The 26,350-nt window shown below is 45.1% G+C and carries 23 protein-coding genes; 11 read left to right on the top strand and 12 right to left on the bottom strand.

What is annotated here, in order from left to right; all coding sequences use genetic code 11:
- The first annotated feature begins 84 nt into the window (after positions 1 to 84).
- Complete coding sequence (locus tag AB4405_RS19325; protein WP_372062441.1) at positions 85 to 1,002, top strand: permease; 918 nt, start codon at positions 85 to 87, stop codon at positions 1,000 to 1,002.
- A 136-nt stretch (positions 1,003 to 1,138) separates the two neighbouring features.
- Here AB4405_RS19325 and AB4405_RS19320 read toward each other — a convergent pair whose 3' ends face one another.
- Positions 1,139 to 1,483 (bottom strand): DUF1330 domain-containing protein, encoded by a 345-nt coding sequence (locus AB4405_RS19320; RefSeq protein WP_372062440.1) that lies wholly within the window; start codon positions 1,481 to 1,483, stop codon positions 1,139 to 1,141.
- 89 nt (positions 1,484 to 1,572) lie between these two features.
- Between AB4405_RS19320 and soxR the strand changes: the two genes are divergently transcribed.
- From soxR to AB4405_RS19305, 3 genes are all read left to right on the top strand, one after another.
- The gene (soxR, locus tag AB4405_RS19315; RefSeq protein WP_372062439.1) at positions 1,573 to 2,034 is read left to right on the top strand and encodes a redox-sensitive transcriptional activator SoxR; all 462 of its coding nucleotides are present in this window, start codon (positions 1,573 to 1,575) and stop codon (positions 2,032 to 2,034) included.
- A 454-nt stretch (positions 2,035 to 2,488) separates the two neighbouring features.
- Positions 2,489 to 3,583 carry a NapC/NirT family cytochrome c gene (locus AB4405_RS19310; RefSeq protein WP_372062438.1) on the top strand — a complete coding sequence of 365 codons (1,095 nt, stop codon included), beginning with the start codon at positions 2,489 to 2,491 and terminating at the stop codon, positions 3,581 to 3,583.
- Between the two features lie 18 nt (positions 3,584 to 3,601).
- Complete coding sequence (locus AB4405_RS19305; RefSeq protein ID WP_372062437.1) at positions 3,602 to 6,049, top strand: molybdopterin guanine dinucleotide-containing S/N-oxide reductase; 2,448 nt, start codon at positions 3,602 to 3,604, stop codon at positions 6,047 to 6,049.
- A 152-nt stretch (positions 6,050 to 6,201) separates the two neighbouring features.
- Here AB4405_RS19305 and AB4405_RS19300 read toward each other — a convergent pair whose 3' ends face one another.
- Together AB4405_RS19300 and AB4405_RS19295 are read right to left on the bottom strand one after the other, a co-directional pair.
- Entirely contained in the window at positions 6,202 to 6,780 is a 579-nt protein-coding gene (locus tag AB4405_RS19300; RefSeq protein WP_372062436.1) for an outer membrane beta-barrel protein, read from the bottom strand.
- 112 nt (positions 6,781 to 6,892) lie between these two features.
- Complete coding sequence (locus tag AB4405_RS19295) at positions 6,893 to 7,861, bottom strand: LysR substrate-binding domain-containing protein (protein ID WP_372062435.1); 969 nt, start codon at positions 7,859 to 7,861, stop codon at positions 6,893 to 6,895.
- A gap of 211 nt (positions 7,862 to 8,072) precedes the next feature.
- On the opposite strand from AB4405_RS19295, the gene AB4405_RS19290 reads away from it, so the two are divergent.
- Positions 8,073 to 8,363, top strand: coding sequence for a putative quinol monooxygenase (locus AB4405_RS19290; RefSeq protein WP_102468956.1), 291 nt, complete (start codon positions 8,073 to 8,075; stop codon positions 8,361 to 8,363).
- 47 nt (positions 8,364 to 8,410) lie between these two features.
- On the top strand, positions 8,411 to 9,067 hold the full coding sequence (locus AB4405_RS19285) for an NAD(P)H-dependent oxidoreductase (protein WP_372062434.1): 657 nt from the start codon (positions 8,411 to 8,413) through the stop codon (positions 9,065 to 9,067).
- 96 nt (positions 9,068 to 9,163) lie between these two features.
- On the opposite strand, the gene AB4405_RS19280 is transcribed toward AB4405_RS19285, so the two are convergent.
- Together AB4405_RS19280 and AB4405_RS19275 are read right to left on the bottom strand one after the other, a co-directional pair.
- On the bottom strand, positions 9,164 to 10,168 hold the full coding sequence (locus AB4405_RS19280; RefSeq protein WP_372062433.1) for a LacI family DNA-binding transcriptional regulator: 1,005 nt from the start codon (positions 10,166 to 10,168) through the stop codon (positions 9,164 to 9,166).
- A gap of 84 nt (positions 10,169 to 10,252) precedes the next feature.
- Positions 10,253 to 11,692, bottom strand: coding sequence for a 6-phospho-beta-glucosidase (locus AB4405_RS19275; protein ID WP_372062517.1), 1,440 nt, complete (start codon positions 11,690 to 11,692; stop codon positions 10,253 to 10,255).
- Positions 11,693 to 12,074: 382 nt separating this feature from the next.
- Between AB4405_RS19275 and AB4405_RS19270 the strand changes: the two genes are divergently transcribed.
- Together AB4405_RS19270 and AB4405_RS19265 are read left to right on the top strand one after the other, a co-directional pair.
- Positions 12,075 to 12,689: a HAMP domain-containing protein gene (locus tag AB4405_RS19270; RefSeq protein WP_372062432.1), complete on the top strand. Its 615-nt coding sequence runs from the start codon at positions 12,075 to 12,077 to the stop codon at positions 12,687 to 12,689.
- Positions 12,673 to 15,090 carry a hypothetical protein gene (locus AB4405_RS19265; RefSeq protein WP_372062431.1) on the top strand — a complete coding sequence of 806 codons (2,418 nt, stop codon included), beginning with the start codon at positions 12,673 to 12,675 and terminating at the stop codon, positions 15,088 to 15,090. Before AB4405_RS19270 ends, AB4405_RS19265 begins: the two co-directional genes overlap by 17 nt.
- 39 nt (positions 15,091 to 15,129) lie before the next feature.
- Here AB4405_RS19265 and AB4405_RS19260 read toward each other — a convergent pair whose 3' ends face one another.
- The 5 genes from AB4405_RS19260 to ectA all read right to left on the bottom strand — a co-directional run bounded on the left by AB4405_RS19260 (position 15,130) and on the right by ectA (position 20,166).
- On the bottom strand, positions 15,130 to 16,068 hold the full coding sequence (locus AB4405_RS19260) for a hypothetical protein (RefSeq protein WP_372062516.1): 939 nt from the start codon (positions 16,066 to 16,068) through the stop codon (positions 15,130 to 15,132).
- A 305-nt stretch (positions 16,069 to 16,373) separates the two neighbouring features.
- Positions 16,374 to 17,804: an aspartate kinase gene (locus AB4405_RS19255; RefSeq protein ID WP_372062430.1), complete on the bottom strand. Its 1,431-nt coding sequence runs from the start codon at positions 17,802 to 17,804 to the stop codon at positions 16,374 to 16,376.
- Positions 17,805 to 17,919: 115 nt separating this feature from the next.
- Complete coding sequence (locus AB4405_RS19250) at positions 17,920 to 18,306, bottom strand: ectoine synthase (RefSeq protein WP_102468946.1); 387 nt, start codon at positions 18,304 to 18,306, stop codon at positions 17,920 to 17,922.
- Positions 18,307 to 18,320: 14 nt separating this feature from the next.
- Positions 18,321 to 19,586 (bottom strand): diaminobutyrate--2-oxoglutarate transaminase, encoded by a 1,266-nt coding sequence (ectB, locus tag AB4405_RS19245; RefSeq protein ID WP_102468945.1) that lies wholly within the window; start codon positions 19,584 to 19,586, stop codon positions 18,321 to 18,323.
- 19 nt (positions 19,587 to 19,605) lie between these two features.
- Entirely contained in the window at positions 19,606 to 20,166 is a 561-nt protein-coding gene (gene ectA, locus AB4405_RS19240; protein WP_198593162.1) for a diaminobutyrate acetyltransferase, read from the bottom strand.
- A 613-nt stretch (positions 20,167 to 20,779) separates the two neighbouring features.
- Here ectA and AB4405_RS19235 point away from each other — a divergent pair.
- Positions 20,780 to 20,962 (top strand): hypothetical protein, encoded by a 183-nt coding sequence (locus tag AB4405_RS19235; RefSeq protein WP_102468943.1) that lies wholly within the window; start codon positions 20,780 to 20,782, stop codon positions 20,960 to 20,962.
- Positions 20,963 to 21,160: 198 nt separating this feature from the next.
- Here the strand turns inward: AB4405_RS19235 and AB4405_RS19230 are convergent, their stop codons facing one another.
- On the bottom strand, positions 21,161 to 22,273 hold the full coding sequence (locus tag AB4405_RS19230; RefSeq protein WP_372062429.1) for an NADH:flavin oxidoreductase: 1,113 nt from the start codon (positions 22,271 to 22,273) through the stop codon (positions 21,161 to 21,163).
- Positions 22,274 to 22,495: 222 nt separating this feature from the next.
- Positions 22,496 to 23,392, bottom strand: coding sequence for a LysR substrate-binding domain-containing protein (locus AB4405_RS19225; protein ID WP_372062428.1), 897 nt, complete (start codon positions 23,390 to 23,392; stop codon positions 22,496 to 22,498).
- 237 nt (positions 23,393 to 23,629) lie between these two features.
- On the opposite strand from AB4405_RS19225, the gene AB4405_RS19220 reads away from it, so the two are divergent.
- Positions 23,630 to 24,694 carry an HlyD family secretion protein gene (locus tag AB4405_RS19220; protein ID WP_372062427.1) on the top strand — a complete coding sequence of 355 codons (1,065 nt, stop codon included), beginning with the start codon at positions 23,630 to 23,632 and terminating at the stop codon, positions 24,692 to 24,694.
- Between the two features lie 3 nt (positions 24,695 to 24,697).
- Entirely contained in the window at positions 24,698 to 26,248 is a 1,551-nt protein-coding gene (locus tag AB4405_RS19215) for an MDR family MFS transporter (protein ID WP_372062426.1), read from the top strand.
- Positions 26,249 to 26,350 lie beyond the last annotated feature (102 nt).

The following is a 26,350-nucleotide window of genomic DNA, read 5'->3' as shown; positions in this document are numbered from 1 at the left end:
ATTTCGATAATAGTCGAAATAATTTGACGACGCTACTTTCTTTCTATATATTTCGATTATTCCAGAAATACAGAGAAAATAATCATGTTCAATATTACACAAGATATGGTGATGGACACCTTAGGCATGTTTGCCTTCCTTGCCGTAGAGTTAACAATACTCTTTCTATTAATTAGCTACGTTGTCGGTGTACTTCAGGAGTATATCCCGCCCGCAAAGATACAAAGTATTTTAAGTGGCAAAAACGGTAAAGGTTACGTTGTTGCTGGCTTACTAGGGGCAATTACACCATTTTGCTCATGCTCAACGATTCCTTTTCTTAAAGGTCTATTAAGAGCAAAAGCAGGCTTTGGTACCATGATGGTGTTCTTGTTTGCAAGCCCATTATTAAACCCAATTATTATCGGCCTGTTTGCCGTAACATTTGGACTAAAAGTCACCGTTTTCTACTTTGCTATGGCCATGGGTGTGTCTGTCATTGCCGGTTACACACTTGAGAAGCTTGGCTTTGAGAAATACGTAAAACCTGAAGCGTACATCGCTCCTGAAGCGAAAAACTGCGCTTCATCATGTGGTGGCAAAGCTGCTCCCGTTAATAAGTGGGTGAAGATTTGGAACAGTACATGGGCTGACTTTAAGAAAGTCGTTCCTTATCTAATAGGCGGAATTGCGCTCGGCTCAATGATTTACGGCTTCATGCCAACAGAGTTTGTCGCTAGCATCGCAAGCGAAGACAACCCACTAGCTATTCCGTTTGCTGCAGTGATTGGTATTCCGTTGTACATTCGTGCCGAGGCAGTGATTCCACTCAGTGCTGCATTGGCGGCAAAAGGAATGGGGCTAGGTGCAGTCATGGCTTTAATCATTGGTAGCGCAGGGGCAAGTCTAACTGAAGTTATTTTGTTGAAATCCATCTTTAAAAACAAAATGATTGCCGCTTTCTTGTTCGTTATTTTAAGTATGGCTATCAGTGCAGGCTTCCTATACCAGTTCATTTTCTAAAAACCTAAACGACACACTCGCCAAAGTGTGTCGTTCTTTTTTAAGGAGCAGTGGTCTATTCATTCACTTGATCGATTCACGGCACCTTTCGCTCGACTGGTGAATCAACTGTTCGTTAATTTACACCTTATGACGATTATTCTACGCGATAACTTGCCTCATCAAACCCCTCAGCGATAAAGGTAAAATTTGGAGGAATGACGTTAGTTCTCAGGTGTTTAATACTTTGATATTCCTCGGAATACCAAAATGCCTTTAGTTTTTCCATGGATTCGAACTTGAATAACGTAAACTTGGCACTCGAATTAGGCCACTCCCCTTCCACTTGCTCTAGGTTTTGCTCAAGAGACCCGGCTATCAGTACCTCTGCTCCTGACTTTTCAAGCAATGGATAAACAGCATCAAAATAAGGAAGCAAAGACGCATGGTCATCTTCAAATATAGAACTGCATATTAGGTAAGCTGGTGTATGTGTCGACATGATATTTTATCCTATTGCTCGCAAATGTTGTGCTAGGATAAAAGTTAAAGATAACTTTAAGTCAATTGATTATTTAGTGAGATTAACATATGAAGAAAACCCGTTTTTTTACGATAGGTGAAGCGGCAAAACGCAGTGGTGTTGCGGCCTCTGCTCTTCGGTTTTATGAGTCAAAAGGGTTAATTCATTCCATTCGCACCGATGGTAATCAACGACGCTACCATTCCGCAACCCTACGCACGATCTCCGTTATTCGAGCCGCCCAACAAGTGGGGGTTTCTCTTGAAGAGATCCGTTCCGCACTCTCCTCGCTACCCGATGCGAGACAATCTAACAAAAGAGATTGGGAACGCCTGTCCAAGCGCTGGGCATCGACACTGGATCAAAAAATACTCGAGATGCAAAGACTGCGAAATAATCTAGACACCTGCATCGGGTGCGGTTGCTTGTCACTTAAAAGCTGCGGCCTATTTAATCCTAATGATGAGGTGTCATCTCATGGTGACGGCGCAAGGTTTCTAATTGAAGGCTTGGATGACGAAAACCCGTAACTGCTCCACAATCCCATGACCCCTCATCAGAATAGTAAATTAGGTCTATCAAAGCTGGACGCCATTCTATTAGCAGCTTACAAGGCAACAACAACCTCGCAGTAATGCGGCTGAAATTTACCTTCCCCACCATTCGAACTCCGCTTTCGGCATTTAATCTCTATAACTCAGACCCCGTGCTGGTCATTATCGACACGAGAAGTGTCATGTTGCTTTCCTGCTAATAAAATACTTTGCTCTCGAAAGCACACACCCTATCAGGTAAAAAGCTAACCACACGTTACCCGTTAGGCTGAGCATATCACCCAATACCTTATAAAAGTGAGCGTACCCACATAACAAAAAATCATTGAAATTTGAGTGGGTATTCATGATTTAAATCAATCACTGAAGTACCACTTAAGGAGTATTTTTAAGAGAAGTTACCAAATGACACAGTTATTAATAAATCATCATGAATATAAAAAAAAGACATGTACTACTCATCACCCTCGTGGGGATTCTCATCGGTTGGTTAACCTTTGGTGGCAGTGCTGCCATCATGCACAAAACCTCAAGCACCGAATTTTGTATCTCTTGCCACACCATGCAAATCCCCTATGAGGAGTATCAAGGATCCGTTCATTTCACCAATGCCAAAGGCATTCGCGCGGAATGCTCAGATTGTCATATTCCGTCTGATCCAATCGATTATGTGATCACTAAGATCCGCGCCTCAAAAGACATTTACCACGAGTTTGTCACTGGCAAAATTGATACAGAAGACAAGTATGAAGAACATCGGATGGCAATGGCTGAAACCGTCTGGGCTCAACTAAGAGCTAACGATTCGGCTACCTGTCGTTCATGTCACTCATTCGATGCGATGGACAGTTATGAACAGTCAGAAGATGCAGCAAAAATGCACGAATACGGTATCGCCAATAATCAAACGTGTATTGATTGCCACAAAGGTGTCGCACACTTTGCACCAGAGCCCGAGCTCGACAGCGAAGCCTACAACCGAGTCGTCGCTAAAGCAGAGCAAACGACCGTTGATGCAAAGGAAGTGTACTCTGTCGCTAAGATCTCATTAGGCGATCTCGGCTCTATTAATCCTGCGGTCAAAATGGCGGTTGTCGATACAAAGGACGACGTCAGAACCATCCAATTGTCAGGTTACCAGATGAAAGGAGCTGAGCAGGTGCTCTACATGGCTGAGGGTAAGCGAAGCATCATCGCCATGCTGTCTGACGAAGGACAAAATACGCTCAAAATTGGCGACTACGCCGCTGATGAATATGGTAATGAATGGCGCAGAGCTGTACTCACCGCCCAAATCGATGCCCCTGTTCTTAGCAGCCCAGATCCTTTGTGGGCTTACGCTGAAGAGCTCGATAATGTCTACTGCTCAACCTGTCATGCCAAGATCCCTTCGAATCATTTCACGGTCAACGCCTGGGGCCCTGTGGCAAAAGGCATGGGTGAGCGTACCGATATCTCAGCCCTTGATCTCGAGATCTTAACTAAATTCTTCCAAAACCACGCAAAAGACGTGGTTGGTCACTAAAACAACAAGGACATTACTATGACTGATATCACACGTCGCGGATTCCTAAAAGGGACGTCAATGGCAGCAGGTGCTGCCGCCTTTACTTCCCTAACGCCTCTGTCCGCTGCCGCCGCCTCAAAACGAGGATCGGGTGTATTGACCGCTGGTCGCATGGGCCCAATGCTATGCGAAATAAAAGACGGGAAGCTGGTTGCTACCAAGAATGCGTTAGCGCAAACCGTTCCCAATAGTTTGCAGTCTACTGGCCCTGATCAGGTGTACACAAAAGCACGTATCGAACACCCGATGGTCCGTAAAGGCTATTTAGACGATCCTACCGCCCCTAAAGGCACGCGTGGTAAAGATGAGTACGTTCAAGTGTCATGGGATGATGCGTACAAGCTCATCCACGAACAACACATGCGGATTCGTAAAGAGAACGGTCCTGAATCTATATTTGCCGGCTCATACGGCTGGCGCTCTTCAGGGGTTCTCCACAAAGCACAAACGTTGTTGCAACGTTATATGAGCTTGGCGGGTGGCTATTCTGGACATTTAGGCGATTACTCAACGGGCGCTGCGCAAGTCATCATGCCGCATGTTATGGGCTCGATTGAAGTGTATGAACAGCAAACCAGTCACCCTGTCGTATTAGAAAGCAGCGATGTCGTCGTCCTTTGGGGCATGAATCCGATCAATACACTCAAGATTGCATGGAGCTCAACGGACTGCTCTGGCTTAGAGTTTTTCCATCAGCTAAAAAAATCGGGAAAAACCATTATAGCCATTGACCCAATGCGCTCTGAGACTATCGATTTCTTCGGTGATAATATCCAATGGATTGCCCCTCGCCCAATGACTGATGTGGCCATGCTGCTCGGCATCGCACACTCACTGGTCAGCAAAGGAAAACACGATAAAGCCTTCCTTGATAAATACACCACGGGTTACGACAAATTCGAGGCCTATTTACTAGGCAAAGAAGACGGTGTTGAAAAAACACCAGAATGGGCAGCGGACATCACTGGGGTGCCGGCAAAGCAGCTTGAACTGCTGGCGGATATCTTCAGCTCAAATCGCACCATGTTGATGGCAGGTTGGGGAATCCAACGCCAACAATACGGAGAACAACGTCACTGGATGATCGCGACTCTTGCCGCCATGCTAGGCCAAATAGGTCTTCCAGGGGGTGGCTTTGGCTTCTCCTACCATTATTCGAATGGTGGGAACCCAACACGTGATGCAGGCGTGCTGCCAGCAATTTCATCTTCTATTGGTGGCGGATCTTCGGCAGGTAACGACTGGGCAGTCTCGGGCGCCGTCAATGCATTCCCTGTTGCGCGCATCGTCGAGGCACTAGAAAACCCTGGCGCCAATTATCAACACAACGGACATGAATTAACCTTCCCTGATATCAAGATGATTTGGTGGGCGGGTGGCGCGAACTTTACTCATCACCAAGACACTAACCGCCTGATCAAGGCATGGCAAAAACCGGAACTCATAGTCATATCAGAGATCTATTGGACCGCCGCGGCTAAGCATGCCGATATTGTGCTGCCCATTACGACATCCTTTGAGCGTAATGACTTAACCATGACCGGTGACTACAGTAACCAACACCTTGTTCCAATGAAAAAAGTGGTTGAGCCACAAGGTGAAGCACGAAGTGATTTTGCTGTTTTTGCTGATATGTCAGAGCAAATAAGAACAGGCGGGCATAACGTCTATACTGAAGGCAAAACCGAGATGGATTGGCTTAAAGGGTTCTATGAGGCGGCGCAAAAAGGAGGGCGTGCTGCAAGGGTTCGTATGCCAAACTTTGGGAAGTTCTGGGACGACAATCAGCTGATTGAAATGAAGATGAATAAGAAGGCCGCGGCTTACGTTCAACATGCTGAGTTTAGAAAAGACCCGGTTTTGAATCCACTAGGTACACCAAGTGGTCGTATCGAGATTTACTCGAAAACCATTGAAGGCTATGGCTATAAAGATTGCCCAGCTCATCCAACTTGGCTGCCACCTACTGAATTTAGTGGCACAGCCAAAGAAGATGAATTGCAACTAATGACGGCGCATGCCGCCCATCGTTTACACAGTCAATTCAACTATGCCAAGCTTCGCGACGAGTATGCGATTGCAAATCGAGAACCGATTACCATCAATACGGCCGATGCAAAAGCGCGCGGTATTCAATCGGGCGATTTGGTTCGTGCTTATAACGATCGCGGTGAGGTATTGGTTGGCGCGCTCGTGAGCGATGGCATTAAACAAGGCTCAGTATGTATCCATGAAGGGGGCTGGCCCGACTTCGATCCAGAAACGGGGATCTGTCGCAATGGTGGTGCGAACGTGTTAACCAGTGATATTCCCACTTCTCGACTTGCTAACGGATGTGCGGCGAACTCGTCATTAGTTCGTATCGAAAAATACACTGGTAAAGTCCTTGATATGATGGCGTTTACGCCACCTAAAGGGGCATAGCGGCTCGGTATTGCTCAACCCGAAGACACTAACCGGACCGGTAGATACCCCGTCCACTAAAAAGCCCAAGCAGTGCTTGGGCTTATTCATTCAAGAAGACAGAGACAAGTTTCGATTGCGTCCTGCACCTTGCAACATCTAGCATGTTGGCCTTAGAACCTAAATCCAACGAGAAAGCTCACATTGGTGGCATCTATTCCTGTGGGCTCTTGCTGACCATCCACCGTAATCGTTTCTAATCCACCAAAACTCGCGTGAACATTTAACGTCAAACGTTCAGCAATTTGATAACCAACGCCGATAAACGGTAAGAGTTTAGATTCGTTGATTTTATATAACTCTTCAGATGCAGCGTCACCACTCTCAGTCCCATACACATCCGCACTCATTGTGAGCCTCATTTGTGTTACGCCTACCTTAATAGCCAAACCTTCAACAGCAGACTTAGTGAACCGGTAACCAGTATATAGGGCGTAATGTTGCGCGGAACGTTTCTGAGTATACGTAGCATCGCTGATCGTAGAATGCGAATAGGGTCCAGAGTTATAGCTATCGGTAGAATCTAAGTTCGCCTGAGCACCGATGATATAGTTGTCATAGATTGTCCCTTCGATACCACCAGCAAAAGACTTACCAGTGTCGACCCCCACCAAAAACTGAAAGCTATCTGCGCTTGACGTAGCACTGGTCAATAAAAGTGATAGCCCAAGACCAAATTTAAGAAGTTTCACTCATGTTCTCCATTCTATAAAGTGAATAAACCTAGGTTGAAGGTCGTCTTACTGAAATATAACATATTCAATTCATATCATTATATTCAACATTGCCCCTTCTCTTCATTGATCACACTAATCGCTTAGCGTTGCGTGGTTGAATACTACGCCGAGATTCGTTCACGAGTACCCCTTCCTCCGTTAAGCGAGACAGAATCGCGTTGGCTTTGCTTCTAAATAGGTCACGCAACAACCGTACTGTTGGCGTAATCGACTGACGACTTGGACACACTAGCCACAACTCGGTGGGCGTCGGCGTATAATCTGGCATTAAACTCACCACCCGACCCGCCAGTAAGTCGTTCGACATATCGATGCATGATTTATAAGCAATACCCTTTCCCTCAACACACCAGCGCCGGACAAAGTCGCTGTCATTGGAGGCTCGGTTCCCTTTCAATTTCATTTTATATGATTGTTTTTCATCATAAAACGTCCATTCATCTTGTAAAATGTCATGCAATTGATAGAACAGAGCATTGTGATTCAGTAAGTCAGTGGGCGCGGTAGGCGCGTCATGATCACTGAGATACTCAGGACTAGCACACAATACCCGAGGAACATCACAAATTTTGAATCCATATAAATTCGCGTCGGTTTGAGGCCCATAACGCAGCGCCATATCCACTGAGTCTCGATAAAAATCAATATTACTGTCACTGACGCTGGTACGAAGTGACACGTTAGGGTGTTCAACTAAAAACTCATCGAGCCAAGGCACAACGATATTTCGACCAAAGTCAGAAGATACCGCGATCCTGATCTCCCCATCAATAATACCCAACTCTTCTCGCATATTAAGCTTGGCTTGTTCCAGCAATTTCAACGCCTGCTCACATTGTGGGAGATAGCGTTCTCCTGCCGAAGACAGGCGTAAATGGCGGGTTGTTCTGATGAATATTTCCGCGCCCAAGGATGCTTCGACTCGCTTTACGGCAGCACTGGCGGTCGCAGTTCGCATATCAAGGTTGGTCGCCGCGGCAGTGATACTGCGAAACTCAGCAACCTTTAATATGACCTGTAAGTCTTCTAAAAGCATTATTTCTACCCATATAAGGTTAGTATCGTAAGACTATTATCAAATATAATTTGATAATAATTCAAATTATAGCCTGTTTTTAATTATTAATTATACGACTATGATTTGTTGATACCGACGACAAGTCGAAATTGAACGTCAAAACAACACTAAGCTCGGCCAATCGAATCTTTCGACCATGAAATGCCGACATAAACAAATGAGATGACCCATGACCAAACTAACCATCATCGCCAACATCGTAGCAAACGAAGATAAAATTGAATTTGTGAAAGCTGAGTTACTCAAGCTTATAGACGCCACTCGTGCGGAAGAAGGTTGCATTAACTACGACCTTCATCAAAACAATGAGAACCCAGCTCATTTCACTTTCTATGAAAACTGGACCTCGCGTGAGCTTTTGCAAACTCACTTGGCGAGCAGTCATATTGCAGACTACATGGCAGCAACAGAAGGCTGTGTAGCAAGCTTCGTTATAAATGAAATGACACACATCGCTTAGTTGATTAAAAACGCTGTTAGCAGCCCCTGTTTATGACGGAGAAAACCATGACGCATCCAATTATTTCTGATTTAGAGCAACGTTATACGGCAAAACGTTACGATGAAACTAAACGTGTTCCGCAAGAAGAACTTGAAATTATCTATGACGCGATTCGCCTTTCCGCATCATCCATTAACTCTCAACCTTGGAAATTCATAGTCATTGAAAGTGACGAAGCCAAACAGCGTATGTACGACACGTTTGCCAATAAACATCAGTTTAACCGACCACATATCAAAGCATCATCGCACACAATCTTATTTGCTTATAACCCGCACTACACCCGCGATGACTATGCAAAAGTGGTCGATAAGGGTATCGAAGACGGTCGAACTGCACCAGAAAATCGTGAGCAGGCATTCGGCGGGTTTGCGTTTGCAGAACAAAATACGGATGACTCCGGTGATACCTCAGCTTGGACAAAAGCACAAACGTATCTTGCGCTCGGCAATACGCTGCATGTCCTCGCCCGTTTGGGGATTGACTCAACAACAATGGAAGGCGTTGACCCAGATCTAATTGGAGAGATTTTCGCTGAAGAACTCGGTGGCTATCAGTGTGAGGTGGCTTTAGCTATTGGTTATCATCATAAAGATGAAGACTATAACGCGACGCTACCGAAATCACGACTTGCGCGTGAGTCAATTTTAAAGATTTTATAGTACTTCGATTAGACAGGCATATTGGCTTATCGATATGCTTGACTAATATCGTGTGGCTGTAATTTAAATAGCTCACTACCCGTTTATACTGCAATGCTACTTTTGAGGTGGCACGATCGAGTCCCTAATGACTAAAGATCCGGATGTATGGGTCAGGTTGGTACGGCAATAGTCACCTAATATATACGTAATAGCCTTCTGAATCATACATTCCAACGGGACACTCACCGAGCTCAAGCTAGGCGATAGATATTCACCTATATTACTGTTATCAAAACCAGCGATAGACATATCTTTTGGTAACGTCAGGCCGGCGTTAGTAAGTGCTTTCATTGCACCCACGGCCATATCATCATTACAAGCCAAAATGGCAGTGGGGGTTTTGATGCCTTGTAGCAAAGCCTCCGCAGCACTATAACCACCCGCTAACATCCAATTACCCTGTTGCTCAAATTCGGGACGTAAAGGCAATCCATATTTTGTCAGCGTATCTCGGTAGGCCTGATAGCGCTGTAAGTCGGTGAGGGAATTAGGGTTGCCTCGAATAATAGCGATATCGGTGTGCCCCTTTTCCACGATATGCTCAACCATTATACACGCACTGCGATAATGGTCGGTCGTAATGGCGTTGTTAGGATACTCAGAGACATTCCGATTTAGCACCATAATTGGCGTATCGGTACTGCTGATGAGGTCTCCAAGTTCTTTCTCATTTAAATATTTGGCGTACACAATAATACCCGCACACTTCATATCCAGAAGAAAGTTAATCGCGGCTCTTTCTTCTGCCTTACTATGCTTACCGTCTGTCATGACTAACTGATGCTGAGTCTCTTCGCAAAAAGAGGCGGCATGATTCATCAAGGTAGAAAAATACGGTCCATCAAATAAGACATTACTCATGACAAACCCAATAAAATTGGTTTTTCTCATTGCCAGATTTTGCGCCAAAATATTCGGTCGATAGCCGGTTTCTTGAATCGCATCAAAGACACGTTTAACCACATCCGGTCTAACGATATTTTTCCGGTTCAGCACGCGAGAAACGGTCGATTTAGAGACCCTAGCTTTATTGGCAACATCCAGCATCGTCACTTTCATGGACTGCTCACTCTTACATTAGCAATGCCGCTCCCCACCATAATACGAATGGCAGGAAGCGCGTATTATTTAATATTTGAAAACTTATAAAGTACTGCCGTTAGATGCAATAACCCGCTGATACCAGTTAAATGACTTTTTCTTGGTACGAGCCAAAGTCCCGCTGCCGTCGTTATGTTTATCCACATAGATAAAGCCATAACGCTTTTTCATTTCACCGGTTGTAAACGACACTAAATCAATACAGCCCCACGGGGTATAACCCATTAAATCGACCCCATCAATATCCACCGCTTTTTTCATTTCTGCGATATGTTGACTTAAATACGCGATCCGGCTGTCGTCATTAATGCTGCCATCTTGTTCAACCTTATCAACCATACCAAAGCCATTTTCAACGATAAACAACGGCACTTCATAGCGCTCGTACAGTGAGGCAAGACAGAACCTTAGTCCCGTTGGATCAATCGGCCAGCCCCAATCACTCGATTCAATGAAAGGGTTGTCTACTGAATTCTCATGGCCGCCATCCATACTCTCCTCCGTTGATTGATGAGAAGTAGAATCCAATGTGTTCGACATGTAATAACTAAAGCCGAGGTAATCGGCTTTGCCTTGCTTCAGTAGCTGTTCATCCCCTGGATGCATAACAATGTCATAGCCTTTCATCGCCCAATCACGCTTGGCATACGTTGGATAATGGCCTCTCACCATCACATCTGAGAATAGATAGCGATCACGCATGGCTTGTTGCGCCAGCATGACATCCTCAGGTTTAGAAGAACGAGGATAAAATGGCACCATGGCGCACATTGCACCAATCTTCATTTCTGGATTAATATCGTGACCTATTTTTACCACTAACGCGCTGGCCACAAATTGATGGTGTACCGCTTGATACATCGCTTCTTGAGGGCGCTCAAATTCTGAAAATTTCACTCCAGAACACATCCAACCAAAAATGTCCGCAGACACATTCACTTGATTATTAATCTCATTGAACGTCATCCAATATTTGACCTTGTGTTGATATCGGTCCATCACTACGGTCGAATAGCGAACAAAGAAATCAATCACCTTTCGATTCATCCAGCCGCCATATTCTTTGGCAAGATGGTAAGGCATTTCAAAGTGGCTTAGGGTAATGACAGGCTCAATGCCATACTTAAGAAGCTCATCAAACAAGTCATCGTAATAGGCAAGGCCCGCTTCACAAGGTTCTAGTTCATCACCTTTAGGGAAAATACGGGTCCAAGCGATGCTTGTGCGGAAACATTTAAAGCCCATGTCTGCGAACAGTTTGATGTCATTTTTATAATGATGATAAAAATCGACGGCTTGTTGATTAGGGTAAACTTCGTTGTCTAACACGCCGTCGGTTATACGGCGTTGAACACCATGCTCACCAGCAGTCAGAACATCAACCACGCTTACGCCCTTACCATTGGCGTCCCAACCACCTTCCAACTGATGAGCCGCTACCGCGCCGCCCCATAAGAAATCACTAGGAAAACCTGTCTTCATACTCATACTCACTGAACCTATGTCATTTGAAGGTGATGGCATCGTAATTTGAGCCAGACACCGCAACCAATCTGTCATCTTTGACGACGTTTCCGATAGCTTAATACGTTATTTCTGAAACCGGTTTCAACAATTCCCAAACGACGTAAATGTGACAGGCGTCACGATAAAATCACATTTAAGGTGACAGAAAGTACCAGCAGATACCTCGATTTCAACGTGAGTATTCACATGAACATTATCGCTGCTAGTTGTTCATTGTTTTGATAAAAACATCAACGATGAACAACACAACACGATTCTATTGGCATTCCTCAATTTTGCGATCCAGATTCTGCATTGGATATATACTCAATATACAACAGGTTTATGGAGAGCGACGATGTTGCGCACGTTACGCCAGCCCAGCATGTTCAAAAGCATTCAATCACTGTCATCTAAGCGTCTGATATGGCGGGTATTATTCATTGCACTATTCAGTGCGGCGATCAACGCCGTCCAATTTTACTTTTTCTATGCACAAACCCTCGATGTGTTAGCTGAGCGTTTATCTTTTCAATTGTTACCCGAAGAGTTAAATGCGGTCGCACAGTCTCTCCCCTCAATGTACGATGCGATGAGTAATTGGTTGGTCTTACTCGTTTTATTGCAATTAGTCTTAGCAACATGGGCAGGATGGTGGTTGAGTTATCGCTTATACGGACCCGTAGAGCGGATTCGCAATGCACTGATCGATATTTCCATGGGTAAGTTATCAACGACAATAAAAACCCGTGACGGCGATGAGCTCAATGACATTGCGGAAGACGTCAATGACAGTTCAGCTCGAATCCAAGTGATGGTCATGAGCATAAAAGAGAATCTGGCCATGATTGACGCCTGCAATTTACCGGCAGAAACGACGTTGCATCTTGAGACCATTCGAGACAATCTCGAGTATTTTGAAACTATCGACCTGAGCTGTTCAGCAGAAGGTGATAATGATAAAGCGCGGTAAGACGATAAAGGCACCGCCAGTATTTATTTCTCTTTTGATATCGATGCTCAGTTTGTTTAGCACTATTGCTCCAGCACGGGCACAAACAAACTCAGATCCGATTGGAGAAGGCATCCAGTTAATACAACAAGGTCAATTGCGCGCTGCTAAAGCTCAATTAGCCACGGCCCGCCCACCCTATCAGGGTGAAGCCCTATTTCTTTCCGCTCGTATTGCCGAGTTTGAACACAATTGGGCTCAGGCCATGTCTGATTATCGTGCATACCTAAGTCAAAACCCCTTTAGTGTGCATCGATTAGAGGCGCGTGCGGCATTTGCGCTGTTGCGTGTCTATAAAGACGACCCGCTCCTTGGCGACTATGTCAACCTGCTTCAACTTCGTGATAAAAATGCGGTATCACAAATGCAGCAGTTTAGTGCTCGCCTTTATGCCAGTAAACCAAATCAACCGCTGGCGATTCGTGGGCAACTCCTTACCGCGCATAGTTTATTAGAACTCAATCAGCAGCCGAAGCAAGCGTTGACGCTTTATCGCTCGATTGCCAAAGCCACCATAGACATGGAAGCAGACTGGCATATCCAAGCCCTATTTGGTGCGATGTTTTCAGCACTAAGAAATAACCAAATTGGCATAGCGTTAGAGCTATCCACACAACTCCAAGCCAAGCTGGATTCAAATTGGGGAAACCGAAACAGCTTACTGGCGCGCAGCTGGCAACAACGCCTTGATGCCATGAGGTTTATGTTTGAACTACAAAAAAAGAAACTCGAACCGTCAAAGCTACCCTTCCTATGGGGGATAGGGGCTCGCTTACTGCTTGATCAACCAGTAGGCAGTGGCAAAAATTTCTCTCCTATTTGGAACACATTGTCAGCACATGATCTTGAGGTCCGCAGTGTCACGCTGTGGATCACTCAAAATAATGACTGGCATTGGATCCGGGCCGATCTTCTCCGTGGCGCTCATGCCAACGGTTACATCCCTATGATCAACTACTGGTTTTTTGGCGATCAAATCAACCCAGAGTACGTGCAAGCTAACCGAGAGCGATATTTAGACGAGGTGAAAACGAAGTTAATTCCTCTTCTGCGTGAATTGCCTCAAGCATACTTGGTTCTGGAGCCTGAATTTAACAAGCATGGCATTGAGAATTGGGAAGGATGGGATCCGTTAATGCTCGAGGTCATTGCTCTTATTCGTCAACAAGCTCCGCAAATAAAAATTGGTCTTGGTCTGGGTGACTGGGATCAACCAGGCAGCGAGCCAAGCTTTAACAGTGCTCAGCAAAGTATTGAGGCCAGTGACTTTGTTGCCAGTATGCTGATGCTTTCCAGTTATACCGAACGAGCACATACCGCCCCCGATTGGTCGCCATGGGTACGTGCGCTTCGTCTTGGTGAGCGCCTTCAAAAACGCTTCAATAAGCCATGGATGCTGGCATACTTATCCATCGCCTCACAACCAGATTGGGAGGTGCAACAAGCCAATGAACTACAAAAACTCAAATTTTATCTCCCCATGCTTCAAACCCTAGACTTATTCGCTCTAAATTGGTTTTCGCTAACCGATGAACCTGAGCAACAAGGTTGGTTTTCAGACGCAGAGAAGAGCTTTGGGTTGCTCGATGCCCACTATCACCCCAAACAAGCACTCGCGACCTATATACAACTCACTACTCCCCATGCCACAGCACTACGTCCACCTGACGTGACATTGTTTTCAGTCGCCGACATAACGGATACGGCCTTCACTGCGATGCAAATAAAAGCTGAATTTACCCACTGGAGTCGCTGGGAGATCATGATATCTCATGAAGATAATATTTGGGTTTCACGTGGAGCGGGAGATGCGCTATCTCTGGACTGGTATGGGCAAATGTTACCATTATGGGCGAGTTCTGGGCCCCTAGCGGTGATCCTTAAGCTCGACGGATATGTCGTAAAGGAAATAGAAACGTCATGGAAAGGCCTGCAAGACGCAAGAGTGAATATTAATGAAGCGATCAAATTAGACACCTGGCATACTTGGCAATATCCGCTAGTCAATCAAATTGATGCTGCACAATTTGGGCAACCCAAATCAGGGGCGATCGAGATTGTCACCTCTGGAATAACACCAGACCAACTCGATAGTTTATACATAGGCGTTATCGACAGTCATGGTTATTATCAAACACTTTCAGCTGCTGGATACGCCTATTCAAATGATACGACAACCGCTATCTATCTTCCGCTGTCAGATTTAAGGCAAAATTGGGTGAAGTATGAAAACGGAACGCCACGATGGCGCAATACTTCGACTGGAGATATTGCCGTTGTTTTACAAAATAATAGCCCATTCTCACTATCGTTTAGAGTGGACTCCTTACAACTTTTAGCAAAACAATACAGCGCGCCTTAGGCGCAGTGTCATTAACAATTCAGCGACACTCGCGCTCTATCATTCCACTTGGTATCGCAACAAAACTTCATTATCAAGCACCACATTCGTTGACCAAATAAAGCTTGCACCTGCACCACTAAACTTTTCAACAAAATTCATGTATGCCTTTTTATTATTTACACCAATTTCATCTTCGCTGTATAACGAAGCCTGCGGCCAAGGTTCAGAATCAAAATCGACCTCCATCCAATCTTTTGGTATTTGCCAATGAATGGCATAGGCACTCTCACCGTCATTCGTCCCTTCTGTCGTGCAATCATTAGACAGTCGAGCGCCGTTTTTTTCTTGCAAGCAGGTGAGATCATAAATCGGAGCCGTATAGAACGTTTGGGCTCGCCAGTTAGCATTTGTTACCGTTCCATCGCTGAAACTGGCAATAAATCCACCGTCTCCAGGGTGATATTGTTTTCCGCGGTTATTTTCGGTACCTAAACCAAGATTTTCTTCCCAATCAATCACTTTTACTGCAATCGTATACGGCTTACTGACCTTAAACTTCACTATGCTTGAATTGAAAGGGGTAAATGGCACCGTGTCAACAGCCACCAAGCTTCCGTTGATATAAAGTTCAAAATAATTGTCGGCAAAAATATAACCTGTCACGACCTCTCCCTCAGGGTCAATAACGACAATCTCTGCTTCGTCTTGATTTACTTCATCAATACTTGCCGGGGTTATCCCTGCACATTCTTCATAAAGATCCATTGCCTTGGGTCCGGAAGAAAAATGGTTGTCTGCTGGCATAATCCAATTAGTACCGTTAACGTCAGTGATACTCCCTATCCCTGCGACTCGAGCTCGCCCCTTTTGGCAAGTAAAGATATTTGATTCGGTTGTCTTTGCTCTACCCTGAGTCAAGCTTCCTGATCCCTTATATTCAGAAAGTTCGCTAGCGAAGGCTGAATGAGTAAGAAGCAAAGCAAATAATGCCCCCATAGTCGAAGTAACAACTTGCCTAAAAACAATCATAACTAACATGTCCTAGTGTGAATTGGATTACTTCTGAGACTAGTCATACGACCTTCAAATATCAATTTATCACCATAAAAAGTGTTGAATATAGGTGCTAAAAAATATCGATTACTCAGTGTGATGGCATAAGAAAAAGAGAAGGGGGGAGTAGACACATCGTTTGCTATCACGTTTAAGTATAAATAAAGTCCCCCCAGTAATGTGCTGGTCGCGCATTACTGGGGGGACGCATAGGCCGTCAGCCACAAGCTTTAATCAAACAACTGATATCAAGCAACCTTCGAGCGAGAAAGTGCCGGGCTTTGCTTGGAAACAAACTCATCATGCAGCGCACAGATAGCCTCTCCATACTGATTGTCATCAACAACAAACTGAACGTTAACATTACGCATAGATGAGTGAAGGGCAACGGGTATCACGCCTTGATGCATGAGGGCTAACACGCCTTGAGCCAGTGCTTTATTCGTGTCAATTTTAGAACCAATAACCGAAATAAGCGCGACCATACGTCCCTTAATCTCAGAATGAGGATAGCGTTTTTCAGCCTTATAGAGCACCTTATTGAGGCTTTCTTTGTTGCCACCGAGGTAATAGGTAATTGAATTCGCATTCATTTCTTTACCAATCAAGCTTACATGCGCATCAGCGATAATTTCCATGAGTTCACAACTCACGTTATCAACCTGCCCGACCATGGCTTGATCAAAAAGATGCAATGCAAAGACTTGCTGTTTCCCCGCAATGATCTCGATTTTATTATCAGTGGGGCGATGCTCGCTTGAGATTAATGTGCCCGGATGGCTCGGCTCAAATGTGTTTTTAATCTGCAACTCGATATTACTTTCACGCAACCCAGCCGCTGCATTGGGATGAATCGCCTCCATTCCCAAGTTAGCCAACTGATCTGCCACGTCATAATTGGTATGCCCAATAGGAAAGACTTTATCTTCCCCAACCACTCGCGGGTCTGCAGAACTCAAATGATATTCTTTATGGATAATGGCGAGATCCGCTTGAGTTATCGACGCAATCCGGCTAAACGTCATCTCACTGTAGCCACGATCATAGGTCGACATCAGTCCATCAGTACACGAGGCATACCCTGTCACAATAGGCAATTCTGTACTGACATCGATACTGGCAAAAGCATCACGGATATTATCATCAAGGCTTTTCGGCTTATCAGAACACCAACCGCATAAATCGACGAACTTGGCATTGATGCCCAAGCTTTTCAACTTAAGCGCCGTATTAAATGCGCTATGGGCCTCACCAATTGACGATAGAAATTCGCGCACTTGTGGCAGATAGTGACGTAATGAAAACTGGCCGAACTGGCAGGTTTCAAGAATATTCGAGATACAATTTTTGGCTTCGGTAATTCGAGTACAAATAAATTTGTCGGCTCGCAAGCGATTCATTGGATCGGCAAAAATATGACCATTGGTCAGCAACATTCGTTGTTCTACATAATCAAGCGCGTCTTGCCACGCATCATCACGCTTGGCGACAAGCTGATAGACACCCGGTTTACTGGTCTTTTTGCACTCTAGTAATGCGTCTGTCATGCCGCTGTACGCGGACACCACAAAAACTCGGTTATAGCGATTTTCTGGTGCGGGTTTTAAGAAGATATTTTCGAGCACAGCGTCAAACGCTGTCATTGAAGTACCGCCGATTTTCTCTACGGTATAAGTCATATAAAGCCTTAGATTCAAATTTTAGGTCAAGGGTAAGGTGACGAATTGAAGGGAACACAACCCGTGTAACAGAGCCAGTTGATGCTGACTCTGTTACCATCTAATGGGTTAGAACTTAGTCAAACAGTGGGTAAACACCGTTTTCGTCGTGCACTTCTTTTCCCGTAATCGGCGGGTTAAATACACAAGCCATAACCATTTCTTTTCCTTGATAGGCACGTAGAAAATGCTCATCATTTTGATCTAAGATATACAATGTTCCTGGCATGATGGGGTAGGTCTCCCCGCCCACGACTTCAATTTCACCCTCACCACTCATGCAATAAACCGACTCTAAGTGGTTTTGGTAGTGAATGTGCGTCTCAGTATTTTCGTAGATAGTCGTTATATGAAAAGAAAAACCCATATTGTCATCTTTCAGAAGCATACGGACACTTTCCCATGTTTCCGATACAACTCTTCGCTCACTATCACGACACTCATTCAGCGTTCTTACAATCATCTTTTAATCCTTTATTAAGATGCTTTTTTAAAATGTTTCGCAACCACCAGCTCAACCGATTTTTCAAAGATCTCAAGCCCTTGACTCAATTCCGACTCAGTAATGGTTAATGGACAGAAAAATTTAACGACTTCATCTTGTGGACCAGCAGTCTCGATGACTAAGCCGTTGGCAAAGCAATGCTTGGCAATGTCTCCAGCAAAGTCACCACTGTGGCATTCAATACCGATCATCAAACCTCGGCCTTTTTCTTGCACAAACAATGCAGGATGACGCTTGAGACAACGCTGCAATGTGTCCGATACCTGCGCAGAACGCTGAGAAATGTGCGCTTCGAATTGACGGTCAGACCAATAATGTTCAATCGCTTTTGTCGCCGTGACAAACGCATGGTTGTTGCCACGGAACGTACCGTTATGCTCACCTGGCTTCCAGATATCTAACTCTGGACTCAACAGTACCACCGCCATTGGCAACCCATAGCCCCCGATGGATTTAGATAAAGTCACCATGTCAGGCTTTATTCCTGATGGCTCAAAGCTAAAGAAGGTGCCCGTACGACCACAACCCGCTTGGATGTCATCAACAATCAATAATATCTCATGTTGCTTACAGATTTGGCTTAGGCGTTGTAGCCATTCATTGGATGCGACGTTCAGGCCACCTTCTCCCTGTACCGTTTCTAGTAATACCGCCGCAGGCTTATCCATGCCGGCTGAATTGTCGCCAAGCATCGTTTCAAATAGCGTCAGACCATCAATATCAGCGTAGCCTTCAAATGGCATGCGAGTAACGTTGTGCAAACTCGTCCCTGCACCTTGACGGTGATGTTGATTCCCTGTCGCGGCGAGCGCCCCTGCCGTGCACCCATGAAAACCATTCGTGAAAGCGACAATTGAACTTCGCCCCGTCACCTTACGTGCGAGCTTCAGCGTCGCTTCTACTGCATTCGTACCAGTAGGGCCTGTAAATTGTACTTTATAGTCCAAGCCTCTAGGTGCCAGAATATCGCGCTGCAGCGCCGTTAAGAAACAAGCTTTGGCATCTGAATGCATATCCAGCCCGTGAGTGATCCCATCTTGTTCAATGTACTCAAGCAATGCTTGCTTAAAGACAGGGTGATTGTGGCCATAATTCAGTGATCCTGCACCAGCAAGAAAATCTAAGTATCGATCGCCTTGTTCCGTTTCAAGCCAGCACCCTTTTGCTTTGGTAAAAACAACAGGGAAACTGTTTGAATAAGAGCGTACTTTTGATTCTTGCTTGTTAAAAATATCCATGATGAGACCGTTTTTATTCCTATTTTTGAGTTGCGTTTTGCTGCGTTACGTTAAGCGGGATCCGATACAAAAGCTCTGTATCATGCTCGCCCTTAAAGTGTATTTTTTCGTCCAAAAAGGTACTAACTCGACCACGCTGGCCGTGTTGCTTATCAATTTTTTTGAATAATGCCCAAGAGGCGTCATTATTTTCAGTAATCGTTGTTTCTATCGCCGACACTCCTGCGAGTTCATTTCGATTAAGTAGCGCGTCAATCATGCTAAACGCCAAACCTCTGCCTCGGTAGTTTGGAGAAACCGCGACCTGCCAAATAAACAAGGTGTTGAGATCGTCAGGTTTTCGATACCCTGAAATAAACCCAGCAATCTCGCCCTCGGTCCTCGCAAGAATACACGTTCGGCTAAAATGAGTGGATTGGAGAAAATTGCAATATGACGAGTTCACATCAAGAGGCGGGCAAGCCGCGATGAGGCGGAAAATGTCATTTCCATCCTGACCCGTAGGCTCTGAAAATGTCCATTTCTTATGAGGTTTCTCACTAATTTCGGGATACATTACCCAAGGTGCTGCGGTAATCATGTGCAGATACATTTCCTTCGTTCTCTAAACAAAATCCGCACGTATTAGCCCACAATGAACCATTCAAATCAAAAATAGATGGATTAAAAGCCCAAAAATGCGACACAAAGCACATTAAAGGAATAAATAACGGCGAAATGATATAATTAGAACTCTAACCTTTTTTATGCAGTGGGTATTATTTCCTGTCTATTTGCGCTGATTGACAAGGTCAAATACGGCCCAACGATGGGGTTCAGTGACGCTCTAGCATGTTATTTTTTTCTGAATCTATTATTCCCAATAACATTGAAAAAAAAGAAGTGAGGAGTGGGAAAAGTAACGTTAAAAATAGAGGATTTAACACACGGACAGAATGCGAATTTACGCCGATATTTCGATCGCAATGGCTTGTTAGATGATTGAAAAGAACGTCAATCTGGGTGGTGAACAAGCAAGTCACACACCGAAAAGTGGAGGCTGAATAGCATAGAGAAAACCGGCTTTCTCTATGTTATTACTTAGCAGGCCGCTTGCATTTGGTTAATCTTATGTTTCACATTTAACGGATGCGCAACCACGCAATAGCAACTACTGTTACTAGCACGTTCACCACACACTAAGCGAGCCGTCGATGAAAGTACTCATTCAATACACACAAACAGGAAAATACAAAGATCAGGCATGGGATTCTCTGTCCGTCAAAGCAAAAGGGGAAATTCAAGCGGTAACGCCATCGTACGCCGCTCAGCTTATTGAACAAAATAGAGCCAACCTACTGACAACGAACAGTGAAGAAATAGTGAAGAGACCGTGAGCCTAGCGTAACTTTGTGCGCTGACGTTCTTGGTCAACATACGGACGCTTAATCGTCTGCTTTTCTGAAACAGGTCAAAAACGCTACGCCTTATCATTTCAAGCTGGTATCTATCTTATAAACACGATATTCAACAATCGAGGGCATCAATGAGCCAGACTTAAATGCTGACTCATTGTAACTAGAGCGGAGCGACACTTATAGGTGGGCGAGCTGCGCTTTTCTTTCTTTATTCACAACACAAAAATTTCCACGCTTGGTTCGACATTTAGAGCATCGCTCACACTCCACTGGTGAGTGATCCCCCTGCCGCCACCGCTTAATCAAATGCGGTTCAGAGAGCAAAGGACGCGAAAGAGCAAAATATTGGATAGTCGTGTTATCAGCAATGGCTTCAATCGCATGAATATCCGTCAGTCCACCCACCGTAATAACGGGTACGGCCACCTCTTGACTAATGACCGCTCCGTATTCATGAAAATACCCTTCTTCTTGAATGGTATACCCGTCGTGGGCTTCACCAATCATAGTATTTGCTTTGCCATGGATATTACCTGAGATGATGAGCGCATCGACACCCACAGAGGCGAGCTTTTGACATACGAGTCGCGTTTCATCAAAGGTGACTCCCCCATCAAAGAACTCGCTTGCAGTGAGCTTCACTAAGATCGGATAATCGTCACCGACTAACTTTCTAGTTTCTGCATAAATCTCAAGGAGGAATCTCATGCGATTTTCTAGGCTACCACCGTATTCATCGTCACGTTGATTGTAATACGGGCTTAGAAATTGATTAATTAAATACGTATGAGCCGCATGAATCTCAACACCATCAAATCCAGAGCGCTGTGCCCTTTGACAGGCTGTCGCAAAAGCGCGGACGACGTAATCTATTTCATCCTTTGTCATTGCTTTACCCAATGTCTGCGTCCCTTTTTCACACACCGCACTCGGCGCATAAATGGTGCGTTCTCCAACATTGTACGTTGTCTTTGTACCGCCGTAAGCCAATTGCATCGCGATTTTAGAACCATACTGATGCACTAACTCGGTGAGTTTTTGGTACTCTGCAATGAACGAATCATCGTACATCCCCATCATGCCTGCATTAGGTTTTTCTTCTGCGACAATGTTGGCATACCCAGTAACAATAAGGCCAACGTCACCTTGAGCAAGTTCTTCGTAGATGGCGTAGAGTTTGTCCGTCATATGACCATCTTCTGTTGCCATATTTTCCCACGTCGCACTTCGAATAAATCGATTTTTTAATGTCATACTGCCAATGCGACTTTCTGTGAACAGACTACTCATGGTCATCCTCTCAAATTTCAGTTCTGTACGATTTTTTATGCCAGCGAAAGCCAAAAAAGAATCGCTGCATTCACTGCGTAGCGATTCTTTTTTGGCTCTTTTCACAATTATTTTTTGGCTTTTTGCGCAAATGTGCTCATGTTCGATACTCACATCTGCCGCCGATAGTACCGATAAATGAAAACTAAAACTTATTCTAGATTAAAGTCCTGTGCGAAAAACCTAACGATGCTGTTGGAAGGCATTGAGCAGGTAGTCTATGAACACCTTTTTACGTTTTGGCATTAGTTTCCGGTCGGCATACACCAGGCTTACTGAGACTTCGGGCATGGTATAACCGGGGAGCAAGCGGATAAGTTTACCGGTTCGAAAATGTTCAAGACAAATAAACTCAGGGAGCACCGCCACGCCCAAACCATCAATGCATGCCGTCAAACATGCCGTCAAGGTGTTCACTCTTAACTGACAAGGAAGATCAATTTGAACCAACTCTCCCCCTTCCGGTTGTAAGTGCCACTTAGGCAAGCGCGCCGCTTTGTTAAACACCTCCACCATTTTATGTGGCGGAATAAGATCTTGATGGGTGTGCACCTCCCCAAACTCCTGTAGGTATTGCGCACTGGCAACTAAAACTCGCTTGGAAGCCGTTAGGTGTCGCGATACAAGGCTAGAATCGACTAGCTCCCCAATCTGGGCGTAGAGGTCGATCCCCTCTCCAATCATGTCCACCTCTCGATTAGTCAGCTCTAGGTTCATGGTAACGTTGGGGTACTCGTGCAAAAAACCATGAATATATGATGCCAATACCTGATGCCCCAATTCAACAGGCAGTACGACATGGAGCGGTCCTCGAACGAGGTCTTGATTAACCGATACTTCAAGCTCAGCCTGATTCATAATCTCCAGCATTTGCAAACTCGATTGATAGAACTGCTCTCCTTCTGGTGTCAGAATCAAGCTACGGGTCGAACGTGTGACCAATCTCACACCAAGGTGCTCTTCTAGCTCAGCGAGTTTGCGGCTGACCGTTGATTTGGTCATGTTTAATGCCTCTGCCGCATGCGTAAAACTGCCACAATCAACAACTTGCGTAAAAACGCTCACTGCATTTAAATCCATCGGCTTTCTCCAAGCTGCCTATTATTTATCAATGTGTTGCGATCTTTGACTAACCCATGGTCTTTAGTTAGCCATGCATGGTTTTCGCTTCCATAACTTGTTGCTTAAATCACTCGTTACCTTCGCGTCATTAGCAATATTTTTGCAACAGTGTTTTCTCTTTTTCCTATCTTATCAACCAATGCAGATCGTTTACAATTCGTTACATCTATAACAAGCCACATCATGAGCCTATTAATGACCAATACCACCACATCCTCGCCTGCAGCCACTCGTAAAAAACGTAACAAAGCCCCATTGATTGCGACTGCGATTATGTTGTCATTAGGCCTCGTGGGGGGCACGTATTGGTTTAGCTACGGCCAGTACTTTGAATCAACCGATAATGCCTATCTGCAAGGTGACATCACAAATATTAGCCCGAAGGTGTCTGGTTACATCGTTAAATCCTACGTTAGTGATAACCAAATAGTGAAACAAGGCGATTTACTGGTACAAATTGATGACCGTGATTTCCAAGCCGCGCTTCATCAAGCGAATGCACACCTCAAGGTAATTCAATCAAGCGTTCATAATTTAGTGGCCCAACAAACGTTACAACGCAGTCAAATAAGCCAAGCAGAAAGCCGTGTTGATTCGGCTAACGCTGAATACGAACGCGCCGTTCAACAAGCCGCCCGTGCCCGCAGTCTTTTAAAACGAAACTACTCTTCGCAAGATGAAGTCGACAGTAAAGTGTCCCAACAAAAGGTCACACTCGCCGCATTAGAAGAAGCGAAGTCCAATTTGATCGCCAGCCATGATCAATTAACCGTTATCGCCAGTGAAATTGAACAAGCCAACGCCTCGGTAACAGAGGCGTTAGCGCAGCAAGAGCAAGCTCAACTCAACCTCGCTTATACCAAAGTCTACGCGCCTGTAGATGGCGTGATTGGTAAACGCAGCGTTCGCGAAGGCCTCCTCATTCAAGCGGGTGCGCCACTGATGAGCCTAGTCCCAAATAGCGACGTGTGGATAGAAGCCAACTTCAAAGAAACCCAACTTAGTGGTATTCATAAAGGGCAAACGGTTGAAGTCGAACTCGACGCATTTCCAGGCCAGCCACTAGAGGGGATCGTCGATAGTTTCTCTCCTGCCACTGGTGCGAAATTTGCCTTACTCCCACCGGAGAATGCCACTGGCAACTTCACAAAAATTGTCCAACGCGTGCCGGTGAAAATCACCATCACCGACCCAAAAACATTGCAAGGCCGTTTGTTGCCCGGCTTATCGGTTGTTGCGACCATCGATAAACGAGGCTAAACGATGAGTAATGCGACCGTCGCCATTCCTAATGGATCAGAGCAAGACGTTTCAACTCGCCACTGGATTGCCTTATTTGGTGGGCTAATTGGTGCGTTCATGGCGATTTTGGACATCCAAATCACCAACTCTTCCTTGAAGGATATTCAAGGTGCCTTATCGGCCACTCTTGATGAAAGTTCATGGATATCAACTTCTTACTTGGTTGCTGAGATGATCGCGATACCACTGAGTGGTTGGTTATCAAGGGCGCTAGGGAAGCGCCGCTATATCATGTGGACGACCACTGTTTTTACCTTATCATCGCTACTTTGTTCGTTCTCATGGAACATGACTTCCATGATCACGTTTCGAGCGTTACAAGGATTCAGTGGTGGCGCATTAATCCCACTTGCTTTCTCTTTGGTGATCCAGTTATTACCGCTTAACAAGCGGGCGGTTGGCATGGCGCTATTTGGGGTCACAGCCACATTCGCACCATCGATTGGCCCAACCCTTGGAGGCTGGTTAACCGAAAACTATTCGTGGCATTACATCTTCTATATCAATATTCCCCCCGCGTTATTGGTTATTTCAATGATTCGGTACGGCTTAGATGACGAAAAACTTGATTTAGGATCACTGAAAAAAGCCGACTGGTTTGGAATTTCAACAATGGCACTCGGCTTGGGGTGTTTAGAGGTCGTGCTAGAAGAAGGTAACCGGGAAGAATGGTTCAGTTCTCGCTTTATTATTAGCCTAAGTATTATCTCGATAGTGAGCTTGGTGTATTTTGTGATCAACGAACTGCAGCATAAAAAACCACTCGTTAACCTAAGGTTACTTAGGGATGGTCAATTTGCCATGTCGTGTCTTGCCTACTTAATTTTAGGGATGGCGCTACTTGGTTCGATTTATGTACTGCCTTTGTATCTGACTCAGATTCAACAATACAATGCCATGGAGATTGGTGAGGTACTCATGTGGATGGGCTTCCCTCAGCTACTCATTTTTCCGTTGGTTCCTAAACTCACTCAAATCATTAAACCTAAATACTTAGTGACGTTTGGTTTTGCTATGTTTGGCATGAGTTGTTACGTCAATACGCACATGACGGTTGATTTTGGTGGTCAGCAGTTGATTCTTTCAATGGTACTTCGTGCTATTGGCAGCCCGTTTATCATGGTGCCGCTCTCATTGGTGGCAATGAAAAACATCAGTAAAATAGATACGCCAGATGCTTCAACCTTGACTAATGTCATGCGTAATCTTGGTGGCGCGTTCAGCATCGCCGTTATTGCGACACTGCTGGATAATAAAACTCGGGAACATCTCGCCCATATTAAAGAGTCATTGCCCTCTGTCAGTCAAAACGGATGGCACGCCTTACATGAACAACAGGCTTTCTTTATTCAATCAGGGAGCGATGCCGCGACAGCGATGCTGCAAGCACAAGCGAGCTTATTGGCCACCATGCAGCGCGACGCCGCGATTATGGCGTACAACGACGTATTCTTGATGATGACGGCTTTTCTCGCCTTTGCGGCAGTGATCATTTTTAATATGAAAGACTAGCGATGCCCCTCACCTGCTAACGCCATTTCACCGAGCTACAATGGATGGATAGGCACCCGCAAGCGACTAATGAAACCGGTCGTCGAGTAAGTAAAAACGCTG

The organism is Vibrio sp. 10N.261.51.F12 (genome assembly GCF_041471725.1).
In the GTDB taxonomy this organism is placed as follows: Bacteria; Pseudomonadota; Gammaproteobacteria; order Enterobacterales; family Vibrionaceae; genus Vibrio.
Note: the sequence above shows the minus strand (reverse complement) of the source record. Positions and strands in the feature narration are given on the sequence as shown.